Here is an 11,873-nt window from a genome sequence, read left to right as displayed (position 1 = left end):
GAAACGTGTTGAAGAGCAGTTTAGAGGCAGAATGCTGCTGAAACTGACGATTTACTTTGTCTGCGGTCATTCTGCCTTTTATTGCTCTGCTCGGCGGATATTTAAGTGATCATGCAGGGGTAGCGCATTGCGGTGAAGGATTAGCTCCTCAATATTCCTTTGGCCCGCACTTGCTTGAGCCAACCAGGAAATTCGTTCAGCAGACGGTCGTACAATTCTGCGTCTGTCACGGAGTCGATGTCATCCAAGGCAAAAAAATCTGCATTATCCACTACGCGACCGCGCAGATTATCCAACTTTTGAAGGACTCCGTAATCGGCTTTACCGAGTCCGATGAATTGCCAGAAAATAGGAGTCTTCGAACACTGGATCAGCAACTTTGATATTTTTTTCGTTTCATACACGCCGCCGTCACTGAAAAAGATAATGTAGGTTGGGATGGTTTCATCCGGTACTTCTTTTGTATATTTTAAAATGATATCCGTCATCACTTCAGGCTCATTGTTACCACATCCTATTTTTCCATATCCAGGTTCTGGATGAGTCCGTTCCACGTAATTCTCGTAATTCCGTTCCGTGACACTTGGAGTGCGTTTGGGTTTGTCCGCAAAAAACCAAACGTCCATTTCACCGTCATCATCCATGCAGGCGGCTACAGCCAACACACGTTCGAAGGCTTTTTGCACGGTTCCCTGAGAGTACAGTTTCCACATAGAGCCAGAAGCGTCTATTACAACCGCTACTCTTGCTTTTTCATGGTCTATTTGTTTCTTTTTCAGTGAAAATTGTACGCTCTGTTTGAGCAGATTAATTTTTCCACTACCGGGTAAGGAAGCCTCCGTCTTAGCTTTGGTATTCACGGTATTCGTCGGTGCTGCTGACGGCTCCTCTTCTTCCACGGTGACACCATGGGCCTCGGCAAGCGGTTTCAGGCCTCCGTTGAAGCCACGTCCAACTGCGCGAAGTTTGAAGCCTGACGTATGGCGGTATATTTCAGCGAATACGAGTGACGTTTCTTTGGTGGCCTCGGTAATGCTATAGGCGATATGTACCTGCATTCCCTGAACGGTCAATGTGCAGCCAATCACATCGGCAAAAGTGCCTGGGCCATCCAGAGTGGCGGCAAATACACATTTATCAACACCAGTTCTTTGCAAATCCCTTAAGGCTACAGTGAATTCAGCGGTTTTGTTATTGGGGCGCTCTAAACGTATATGGCCATGCGGATCTGCTGGTTGATTGTAAAAAATGAAATAGTCATCCGAAGCGACTTTACCATCTTGATTTACCATAAAACAGCTAACATCCAGCTCGGCTGGCGCATGCTCCCATGTAATTTTTACCCGCACTGTCTCTTCTGTGCCCAAAGGAGCATTAGCGCCTGTACTTAATACCAATTTAGAACCACTCATACTGTCTACCCCCTATGTATTTAAAATCTTATATTTATACAAATTGTACCATGGAAATCGTTTGTTCGCCTTATTTCGAGCAGGAATTTTGTCTCATAGTAGACACAATAGAAGATGATATATAATGAAGTTGGTTTGGAAAAATAGTATGGTATTCATGAAGCGGAGGCTTTGACAAGTGAAGCAGGAACGGAAAAAGCGGACAGGTTCCCAAACCGGGATGGGCAAGAAGCATGAGGCTGATGAGCTGAACAAGCTGCTTTCCGCATGGCTCCATTCGTCGATCCGTATTATGGATGTCCGACATATTCGGCTGGAGCGGGAAGAGCGGCTCCAACCGTATCGTCTTCCGGCGCAGGCTTTTGTATTTGTGTTACAGGGAAGTGTACGCTTACCTACTGATGATCAGGATGATACAAGACATTCATGGTACGTGCTGCATGGCAGCAAAGGCCTGGAACTGAATATGACTCCCTCGGAACGAGGGATCGAATATATTCTTGTACTATATAAAGTGGCTTCTCTATCCGGACATGCAGTGTATAATCTTCCCCCTGTAGCTCATGGCTTTGTGCCGACGTATCCGGTTATGTTGTATCAAAAGCTGCAACTATTGGAGCAGGCATGGCATGATAAGGATACGTTGTCCAAGGTGCAGGCTCAGGGCAGGTTCTATGATTTTGCATATGAATGTATGCGGCAATTGCAGGAACAGAAGACTCGTACCCCTGCACGGGATATGGTGACACAGGCGATTCGATTTATGCAGGTCCATTATGCGGAGTCCATAACGCTGGAACGTTTGGCCGGATTATTGGAATGCAGTCCTAGACACCTGACCCGATTATTTAAAAAACAAACGGATTGTAGCCCGATTATGTATCTGATCCAGCTGCGAATGGACAAGGCGAAGGAGCTACTGCGGAAGACAGATGCCAATTTACAGGATATCGCTGCCAGTGTGGGGTACCCAGATGTCTATTTCTTTAGCCGGGCATTCAAAAAATATACTGGCGTATCCCCGGTTCATTACCGGGACAGCTTATATTCATCTGCTTTTGTGAGAGATATACGTCTGGATAATCCATTAAGCCTGTCCGAATATTCCATTGATTCGATAAGTAGCGCCCTGCATACTGGTATTGAGGATAATAATCATTATCAAAATTATGATGAAGGGATTTTACGAATGAATAGAAACGCAAGGCATTCCATGGCATTTATTTTATTGCTTAGTTTTACGCTATTGCTCAGTGCATGCTCAGGCACATCCAGTCCTGCGGCAACGGAAGGTACGTCCCAAGGGACCAACAATACAGCGGAGCAAGCATCACAAGAAAGGGTGCTGAAAGATGCACTTGGACATGAGGTGAAGGTTCCGGCTCAACCTCAGCGTGTCATTGCTTCATATCTGGAGGATCATCTGGTTGCACTGGGTGTTAAGCCTGTAGCTCAATGGTCGGTAGGTAAAAATTCAGTTCAGGGTTACTTGCAAAAAGAACTGAAGGACGTTCCTACCATCGCCTCTGACCTTCCATTTGAAGCCGTTCTGAACTTCAAGCCTGATTTAATCATTATGGACAGTGCGAGCATGGTAGAGGGCGACAAATATAATCAATACTCTAAAATCGCTCCTACCTATGTTGTAGGCAGTAATATGAACAACGATTGGCGGCAAGAGCTGCTGACCGTGGGTGAGGTGCTGAACAAGAGCAGTGAAGCGAAGCAGGCATTGAGCAACTACGACAAAAAAGCGGTAGAAGCTAAAGCCAGGCTGAGCCAGACGGTTGGGCAAAAAACAGCAGTCGCATTGTGGGTAACGGACAAAAACGTATATGTCGTGAACCAGAATTTATCCAGCGGTGATGTATTATATAAGGATTTGGGATTCAAGGTTCCACAAGTCGTACAGGAAATCTCCAAAACTGCCAAGGCAAACTGGAGTAATTTGTCGCTGGAGAAGTTGGCAGAGCTGGATGCAGATTATATCTTTATCGTGAACAGCAAAAACGTTAGTAAAGAAGAAATTATAAAAGATCCTGTATGGGCGGGAATTCCAGCTGTAAAAGCTGGCCATGTATACGATTTTGGCAAAGATTCGAGCTGGTTGTATACGGGGACCATCGCAAATGGACAAATGATTGATGATGTCCTGAAAAATGTAACTCAATAATATGGATTGCAAAACAAACAGCGCTACCTACTTAACGGCAGATGCCACAGAAGGGGAGCGCTGTTTGTTTTGTCTTTTTAACTTCGCATGTACTCTTGCCTTGTCTGCCCAGTTTTATAATAAAAGATGCCTGCTTATGGCAGACATCTGATTTTTCATTCTAAATTAGGCTTTTGGAGATACCAGGATTTTAACCTGATTTTTTTCTTTCAGCAGACCTTCAAAACCTTGCTCAATCACTTCTTCGAGCTTAATACGTTTGGTAACGAGCTTGTCAGCAGGGAAATATCCTTTTTCCATCAAGCTGATTACAGCCGGGAATACATCACGGTAGCCGATAATGCCAGTCAGATTGCGTTCCTTCATGACAATATTGTTCGGTTTGATCGGAGCTTCTTTTTCAAAAATGCTGACGATCATGATTTGTCCGCTGATTTTAGTAGATTCAATAGCTTGAGTCAGCACAGGAGGTACTCCAGTGACTTCATAGGCTACATCTACGCCGCCGTTAGTCCGTTTGTGCAGCTCTTGCACAACATCAACTGTCTTAGGATCAATCACGATAGCACCCAGCTCTTCAGCTTTAGCTTTACGTTCCTCGGAAAGTTCTACTGCATAAATCTCAGATGCGCCCGAAGCTTTCAAAGCTTCAATAACCAGCAATCCGATAGGACCAGCGCCAAATACTACGGCTTTGTCGCCGACTTTCAGCTGGCTTTGACGAACAGCATACAAAGCAACGGCCGAAGGCTCTACCAAAGCGCCTTGCTCGAAAGATACGCTTTCCGGAATTTTGTGTACCATATGCTCATCAGCTGCGACATATTCAGAAAATCCACCGCCGCCGCCTGCCAGACCGAGGAAGCCCATTTTATCGCAAAGATTATAGCTGCCTTGTTTACATGCAGCACATTCTCCACACGCAAAAATCGGTTCTACGACAACACGGTCGCCAACCTGAATTTTGGTTACACCTTCACCGATTTCGACTACTTGTCCAGAGAATTCATGTCCCATGACGATCGGCGCTTTTTCTCCAGTCAAAGGATGAGGAGCATCTTGGGGAATGAAAATAGGTCCTGCTACATATTCATGAAGATCACTTCCGCAAATGCCGCACCATTCTACTTTGATTTTTACTTTTCCTGCCAGAGCAGCGGGTTGCTCAATGTTTTCCAAACGTAAATCTTTTACTCCATGCCATCTCAATGCTTGCATGTCTGTCATCTCCTTGACGAATATATGATCATTTATTGCTATAAAAGCGAATGAATTAGGAAACGTTTCCGAAAATAATATGTCACAATTTTTACACATTGTCAAACCAAATTCATGCAAAAAGCACTTGATTTTTGTGTGAATATAATCACTTGTTACTACAGTGCTATATTTGGGCCTATCGCTTTGAATAAAGAGATTTTAAAATTTTTTGTAGTCAAGCAGCGATGAGGAGAAAACTAGTCCAATTTTTAGATACTCATTCTATGGTATAATATCAATATAGAGACTTTATTTTTGAAAGTCAGAAAACGATTCCGACCGTGAAAGGATTTTGGGCGTGCCAGATCAAAAAAAAGTAACCATAGAGGATGTAGCCAAGCGAGCAGGGGTCGGTATTGCGACTGTTTCCAGGGCAATTAACGATAGCGAGGGCATCAGCCCGAGAACGAAAGCATTGATTTTGCAAGTGATTGAAGAAATGGGCTTTACGCCCAACACCTCGGCTCAGAGTCTGAAGGTTCGTCAGACATTCCAAATTGCGCTGGCCGTGCCAGATATTCGTAATGCGATTATTCCCGAAATAGCTTGGTCTGTGGAGCAGGCCGCCAAGCAGCATGGTTACCGTGTCGTTCAAATTAATACTGCCGGGAACGCGAGAATGGAGCTTGAAACGGTACGGGAGGTCAAGAAGCTGCATGTGGACGGGCTAATTATTATGCCGCTGGCGTATCCCAAAATGCTGGTGGATCTGATCAACAAAGCCAGCGTTCCGGTGTCCATCATTAACTATGGCAAAAAGCTGGGCGAAGACGTCAAAGCCGATATCGTCAGTTTGGCCCGACAAGAGGGACGGCTTGTGATGGAGCATTTGCTTAAAATCGGGAGAACGAGAATTGCTTACGCAGGTGCTGCGAAGGATAAAATCGAGGAAAGGTACTTCGCTTATGAGCAATCTCTCCAGCATGTGGACCCTTCACTTGTTTATTTTGGCGATGATTTCTCTTTTGAGACAGGGCTGCGGGCAGCCGATTATTTTTACAGCTTGAAACACATGCCGGATGCCATTTATGCGGTTAATGATATGGTAGCGATAGGAATCGTGAATCGATTTAAGGATTTGGGTGTAAAGGTGCCGGAAGAGGTTGCTGTGGTTGGCATTGATAACAATTTATGGGCTACGGTAACAACGCCGCAGATCAGCTCTGTTTCCATTATGGGAGAAGAGGTGGCACGATTGGCAGCGGAGCTGCTGCTCAAGCGGATTCAGGAACAGACACCGGGCGATTACGAGCGTGTGCAATTCGAGCCTCGTCTGATCGTCAGGGAATCGAGCGTGTCTGTGATTCGCAAGCCTACGGTTGGACGTGACTGAGCAGAGGGAATTTTAGTTTTTTCTGAAAACGGGAGGTTTGGTCATGTCACGAAGTACTGTGTCCGTTTATGTAGCTTGTACTGCACTGCTGCTAGCCGCAACCGTAGGGTGTACATCCAACACGGTAGGGGAGCATGCTGATGCTGCACCGTTGTCTGGCACGAGTGCCGGGAAGCCAACCCAGAATGTAGCCAAAACGCAGCAGACCTGGCAAAGCCAAGAAGAGTGGGTACTGTCCTTTTACAAGGACCAATCTCTCGATGATGAAGCAAAAGTGCATCATATTGTAGATCATGTGGCGGATATGAACTGGGGAACGTTGAACAAGATTAGCGGACATCAAAGCTTGGAAGTCATCGAATATCTGTATAAGCAACGTGCTTTTATTCCATCGGAAAGCTTTCCACATTTGATCCGGGCTTCTGACAGCTTGGACGGGACATTAGGTGAAAGCTATGCTGCTATTATGGGAGAGCTGTTCACAAGGGATAAGACTGCGATGACCGAAGCATTGGCAAATACGGACAAATCAAACCGCGCACGTGGCATTGGGAGCATCGCGTATGCTCTCAGTTACAGGGAAACGAGTGCAGTAAAGAAGGAAATTCGACAATGGCAGGCAGGGCAACAACTTACTGCGGCGGAGAAGGAGGTCATTCGGGCTTTGTTTGTAAAGCTGGATGATCCGTATTAATGCTTGAATGAGTAGTTGTAGTTACCACGTGCACAGAAGAATATAAAAGTAGGGTCTGCTTCTCGATCAGAGGGGCGGCCTTTTTATGCTGTTTTTACATCCCGCTATTGTTGATAACCGCTAGTTGGATCATTGATTTCTCTCATACTTGTTCAAATTGTTGGCTGGTCCTGATCCATGCGCAGTCGCTTAATATCACTGATCGGAGGCAGGCCGAACAATCGGGCGTACTCGCGACTGAATTGTGATGGACTTTCGTAGCCTACCTGAAAACCGACATCTGCTGCATCTACTGATTCGGATAACAACAGGTGGCGGGCTTCTTGCAGACGTAATTGTTTTTGATATTGCAGTGGGCTCATGGCAGTAACCTCTTTAAAATGACGATGCAGCGACGAAGCACTCATATTAGCCAGTTTGGCCAATTCCTCAATTCGCAAAGGGTTATCATAATCCTGCTTAATCCGTTGGATGACTTCTGCAATCCGGTTTGAATGGCTGCCGGTCATGACCAGCTGTTTTAAGGACTCTCCCTGGTTTCCCTGTAAAATCCTGTACAGTATCTCGCGAATGACTAATGGGGCAAGCACTGGAACATCCTGCGGTTTTTCTAAAAGCCGGACAAGTCTTACCACGGCATCCAGCAAAGTAAGGTTGGTTTGGCTGACATATAAGCCTCGTCTGGAATCACCAACAGGACTTGTTGAAAAATTAGACTCTTTGATGAGGTCCAAAACCTGATGCGGATCAAAATCGAGCCGTAGACACAAGTAAGGAGCTTTTGCTGACGCTTGTATGACCTGCCCTGAAATTGGTAAATCCACCGAAACGACAAGGTAGTCGGATGTGCCGTAATGGTAACTTTCCTCTGCGAGCATTACGACTTTTCTGCCCTGCGCCACAATACATAAGGCTGGTTTATGGACTTGATAAATCGGCACGGTTGTAACTGAACTTCGGACGAAGTGCAGCGAAGGTATGGCTGTAGACTGGACTCCGTCCTGATTGGAAAATTGCTCTATGAGCCTTGTCAATTCAGCTTGTTTTTCCATGGTTGAATCCTCTGTGTTGTTTGCTTCCATTACGATACATCCCTCCTTTAATATGCAGCGCACCATCGATCTACAGTAGATACTTACATATTAAGATGCTCTGCTTCTCGATATTGCACTTCATTTTCATATTAAGGGTGTTTGGAGGATTAGGCAATCATTTGAGATGAATCTTCTACCAGATCAGTGAACGTTCGTCTCATAATAAGGGTACAGAAACAACGCCAAATGAGCAGAAGAACAGGAAGAACAGCACACTTACCGTGTTCACTGACCATGGCGATGTTTGAAAGAACATCATTCAGCCAGTCGGATGGTGAAGTGAATGAAGATGATTAGGCAATCACAAAGGAGTGGATACAGCCATGGAGAGGAACAAAGTGGAGAAAGGCTCACACGCATCGCAGCATCCCTATGTCGGTATGTGGGTTACCCAAGATGGACGTATCCGTCAGGAACTTCTGTCTAATGGGCGCTATGATGAGGCGCGTGATCATAGGCAAAGCGCCTACACAGGCAGCTATGTCGTGGAAGGTGAACATATCGAGTATGTGGACGATACCGGATTTACGGCAGATGGCGAGTTTAAGGATGGAATTCTGTATCATGCAGGGATGGTTTTTTACAGGGAAGCACAAAAGTAATCTGCTATATGCGCTTTCAGTGATTTTCTAAACTAGAGGAGGAACAAGTATGTCGAATATAAAAGGGAAAGTCGTAGCTATTACGGGGGCAAGTAGTGGAATTGGTGAAGCTGCTGCGAGTTTACTTGCTCACCATGGGGCTCACGTGGTATTAGGGGCTAGACGCACAGAGCGACTGGAGGCGCTTACCACTGAGATTCGTTCAAAAGGCGGATCGGCCGATTATCAGCAGCTGGATGTTACCAAGAGAGATCAGATGGAGGGGTTCATCGGGTATGCGGAAAAACAATTTGGACGTGTGGATGTGATTGTGAACAATGCGGGAGTGATGCCTCTTTCGAAATTGGAAGCCCTCAAGGTAGAGGAATGGGATCGCATGATTGATGTGAATATACGAGGTGTTCTGTATGGGATTGCGGCAGGGCTTCCCATCATGCGGAAGCAAGGGTTTGGTCAGTTTATTAATATCGCTTCCATTGGCGCGTACAGCGTAACTCCGACTGCATCGGTGTATTGCGCTACGAAGTATGCTGTCCGGGCGATTTCTGAAGGATTGCGCTTGGAGGTTGGCGGCGATATCCGTGTGACGCTGGTATCCCCGGGAGTAACCGAATCCGAGCTTGCCGACAGTATTTCAGATGAAGAGGCACGGCAGGGAATGCAAGAGTATCGTCGTATTTCGATTTCCTCGGACGCGATTGCCCGTTCCATTCTGTATGCCATGGAGCAGCCTGCGGACGTGGATGTGAACGAAATTATTGTAAGACCCACGGCAAGCCCGAATTAACGCCTTGGAATGCTCGATAACGAGGGCATTAAAAATACATTGAAACATGTTCAAGGAAGCTAAATTATACTGTGAGAATTTGTGCTAGCATGGGCCTTCTGTGTGACTTATCCTCCATCCCTTGTGGATGGGGGATTATTTTATGGTGAGATCAGAAAGGGCGTATTTACGGCAGCGGAGTGTGAAAAAAGTAGGGTTTTAAAAATAAGTGGTTTACTTTTGTAAACGTTTATGATAATTTTGTTTCGACAAACATCGAAATTAAGACTAGAAGCAGAAGGGGGCTGAACAGGGTGAAAGATGCTACAGACATGCAGCAAGCTGTAAAAATATATAAAGCGCTTGGAGAACCGACTCGTCTCAAAATAGCATTTTTGCTGAAAGAGGAAAGTGACCAGTGCTGCTCCGTTCTGGGTGAGAAGCTGAACAGTGTTGCAATTTCAACGCTATCGCATCACCTGAAGCAAATGGCAGAATCCGGGCTGCTGACGTTCCGTAAAGAGGGAACCTTTATTTATTACAGCCTGGATATTGAAGTAGCCCAAAAATATGCCCCATACCTGATGACATAATTTTTTTTAGTCTTAATTTTGATACTTGTAAAAATATAAAAATATAATAGAAAAGAGGCGTTATATAAAATGCAGAGCACGAGGAAAGTATACATTTTGGCAATTATCAGTTTTTTGGTAGGAACATCTGAATATATTATCTCGGGAATTCTGGATCAAATTGCAACTACGATGGGAATTACAGTGGCCGCCGCAGGTCAGTTAATCACAGTATTCTCCCTTGCCTACGCAATTGGCACGCCGATTCTGATGGCAGTAACCGCTAAAATGGACAGACGTAAACTGCTCCTATATTCCCTCGGATTATTTGCAGCTGCCAATCTGCTCTCCTTTGTTCTGCCGGGTTTTGGCATGTTTATTGCCGTACGTATTCTCATGGCACTCGGGGCGGGGATGGTCGTGGTTACGGCACTGAGCATTGCAGCGAAAATTGCACCAGCCGGCAAGCAGGCCAGCTCCATTGCTACGGTCACCATGGGTTTTACAGCCTCGCTAATTATCGGTATTCCGCTTGGTAGAATGATATCTTCCGCATATGGATGGAAAACCGTATTTCTCGGCATCGCTTTGGCAGGGATTATCGCCCTGATTGTTATCGCTATGACGATTCCCCGTATAAATGGAGATAAAACCGTTCCCTTACTGCAACAGTTTGCTCTTCTAAAAAAGCCCGAAGTCGCTTTGGGATTAGGCATTACTTTCTTTTGGCTTGGAGGTTATTCACTTGCATATACCTATATCTCACCATACTTGCTGGATGTATTAGGTGTAGGAGAGGATATGCTGAGCATCGTATTACTCGCCTTTGGGATTGCCAGTCTGATCGGGTCGAAAATCGGTGGATACAGTGCAGATAAAAAGGGCATTCCTTTTACGTTATTCGGAGGTATGGTGCTGCATATTATTTCGTTGCTCTTACTTCCTTTTGCAGCCCACTCCCTAATCGCAGTATTCGTTTTACTGATCCTTTGGTCGTTTGCAGCCTGGACATCCGGACCAACTCAACAATATAATCTGGTTACTCTCGTACCAGAGTCTTCTGGAGTGATGCTGAGCCTCAATCAGTCTACGATGCAGCTTGCAATGGCAGCTGGAGCCGGAATTGGTGGCGTGGTTGTAGGTCAGGTTTCGCTGGCTTCCATCACCTGGTTTGGAGCAGCAGGGGTCGCTATCGCCATTGTAGCTGTGTATTTACTATCACGAAGATCCTCAGTTCAAACGCAAGCGAGTGTTACGGAATAAGGTTTATAGGTAAGTAGAAAAGAGGGGTCCCCGACCATGAAGGTGGTTTGGAGGCCTCTTTGACTTAGCGGCACAAAATGTCCGCCTTTTTGAAGATCGGTCCAGTGAATAACATTGGGGAAAAGTCGTTCTACGTACTCTATGGGTGGACGCTCGTGAGCTTGAGTCGTTAAAGCTACGCCATGAGGAACAGAGCATTTGTCGTCTGGTCCCGGCCAACAGGTTCGTTGCAGTCTTTCTTGCAAATCCTTTATGTCCTGACTTCCAATATTTAAAAAGAAAGTGGAAGGTCCATTCATATCCTCCTCAGAAGTTGTTTGCGGTTGCTCTCTATGTAATGATGTGAATGTTACTCCAAGTGGTGCAGGCTGCAAACAGTTAGTGAGGAAAGCTTGTTGAATCTATCAGGATTTGAACTTCCGCGCTATACGCTTCTTATTCTTTTGACGCCAAATCCATCTTTCAATAAAGTTTTTTTCTTTTCTTTCCTGAAGTGTTTCCTTCATACCCTTGATGAGAAATTCAGATCTCCGCTTGTCATTTCTGCTGATTTCGCGCAGTTCCTCAATAAATTTATTGTCCATGTCCGCATCTCCGTTAGTTCAGGATTATACAATGTGCTAAACTAGATTATACAGAACATACGTTCCTTTTTCAAGTCTGTTGTGTGTTTATGAAATCATAGAACGATTTTGTGAAATGGT

Annotated in this window: 11 protein-coding genes; 7 read left to right on the top strand and 4 right to left on the bottom strand. The window is 45.4% G+C overall.

Going from position 1 to position 11,873, the window contains the following annotated elements:
- Positions 1 to 140 precede the first annotated feature (140 nt).
- Positions 141 to 1,412 carry a VWA domain-containing protein gene (locus HPL003_RS25765; RefSeq protein WP_014282739.1) on the bottom strand — a complete coding sequence of 424 codons (1,272 nt, stop codon included), beginning with the start codon at positions 1,410 to 1,412 and terminating at the stop codon, positions 141 to 143.
- A gap of 178 nt (positions 1,413 to 1,590) precedes the next feature.
- On the opposite strand from HPL003_RS25765, the gene HPL003_RS28065 reads away from it, so the two are divergent.
- Positions 1,591 to 3,585 carry an AraC family transcriptional regulator gene (locus tag HPL003_RS28065; RefSeq protein ID WP_014282738.1) on the top strand — a complete coding sequence of 665 codons (1,995 nt, stop codon included), beginning with the start codon at positions 1,591 to 1,593 and terminating at the stop codon, positions 3,583 to 3,585.
- A gap of 165 nt (positions 3,586 to 3,750) precedes the next feature.
- Here HPL003_RS28065 and HPL003_RS25755 read toward each other — a convergent pair whose 3' ends face one another.
- Positions 3,751 to 4,803: a 2,3-butanediol dehydrogenase gene (locus tag HPL003_RS25755; RefSeq protein ID WP_014282737.1), complete on the bottom strand. Its 1,053-nt coding sequence runs from the start codon at positions 4,801 to 4,803 to the stop codon at positions 3,751 to 3,753.
- Between the two features lie 340 nt (positions 4,804 to 5,143).
- On the opposite strand from HPL003_RS25755, the gene HPL003_RS25750 reads away from it, so the two are divergent.
- Both HPL003_RS25750 and HPL003_RS25745 read left to right on the top strand, forming a co-directional pair.
- Positions 5,144 to 6,178: a LacI family DNA-binding transcriptional regulator gene (locus tag HPL003_RS25750; RefSeq protein ID WP_014282736.1), complete on the top strand. Its 1,035-nt coding sequence runs from the start codon at positions 5,144 to 5,146 to the stop codon at positions 6,176 to 6,178.
- A gap of 43 nt (positions 6,179 to 6,221) precedes the next feature.
- Complete coding sequence (locus HPL003_RS25745; protein WP_014282735.1) at positions 6,222 to 6,872, top strand: hypothetical protein; 651 nt, start codon at positions 6,222 to 6,224, stop codon at positions 6,870 to 6,872.
- A gap of 152 nt (positions 6,873 to 7,024) precedes the next feature.
- On the opposite strand, the gene HPL003_RS25740 is transcribed toward HPL003_RS25745, so the two are convergent.
- A complete protein-coding gene (locus HPL003_RS25740; RefSeq protein WP_014282734.1) occupies positions 7,025 to 7,954 on the bottom strand; it encodes an AraC family transcriptional regulator in 930 nt (309 codons plus the stop codon).
- A 335-nt stretch (positions 7,955 to 8,289) separates the two neighbouring features.
- Between HPL003_RS25740 and HPL003_RS25735 the strand changes: the two genes are divergently transcribed.
- The 4 genes from HPL003_RS25735 (at position 8,290) to HPL003_RS25720 (ending at position 11,169) form a co-directional block, all read left to right on the top strand.
- Positions 8,290 to 8,568, top strand: coding sequence for an Atu4866 domain-containing protein (locus HPL003_RS25735; RefSeq protein ID WP_014282733.1), 279 nt, complete (start codon positions 8,290 to 8,292; stop codon positions 8,566 to 8,568).
- 49 nt (positions 8,569 to 8,617) lie between these two features.
- A complete protein-coding gene (locus HPL003_RS25730; protein ID WP_014282732.1) occupies positions 8,618 to 9,355 on the top strand; it encodes an SDR family oxidoreductase in 738 nt (245 codons plus the stop codon).
- 293 nt (positions 9,356 to 9,648) lie between these two features.
- On the top strand, positions 9,649 to 9,927 hold the full coding sequence (locus HPL003_RS25725; RefSeq protein ID WP_014282731.1) for an ArsR/SmtB family transcription factor: 279 nt from the start codon (positions 9,649 to 9,651) through the stop codon (positions 9,925 to 9,927).
- A gap of 69 nt (positions 9,928 to 9,996) precedes the next feature.
- Positions 9,997 to 11,169, top strand: a complete 1,173-nt coding sequence (locus HPL003_RS25720; protein WP_014282730.1) for an MFS transporter — start codon at positions 9,997 to 9,999, stop codon at positions 11,167 to 11,169.
- A 404-nt stretch (positions 11,170 to 11,573) separates the two neighbouring features.
- On the opposite strand, the gene HPL003_RS25715 is transcribed toward HPL003_RS25720, so the two are convergent.
- Positions 11,574 to 11,753, bottom strand: a complete 180-nt coding sequence (locus HPL003_RS25715) for a hypothetical protein (protein WP_014282729.1) — start codon at positions 11,751 to 11,753, stop codon at positions 11,574 to 11,576.
- Between the last annotated feature and the right edge of the window lie 120 nt (positions 11,754 to 11,873).

It is taken from the genome of Paenibacillus terrae HPL-003, assembly GCF_000235585.1.
Classification (GTDB): domain Bacteria; phylum Bacillota; class Bacilli; order Paenibacillales; family Paenibacillaceae; genus Paenibacillus; species Paenibacillus terrae_B.
The sequence above is the reverse complement of the archived record's forward strand: the minus strand, read 5'-3'. Positions and strand labels throughout refer to the sequence as shown.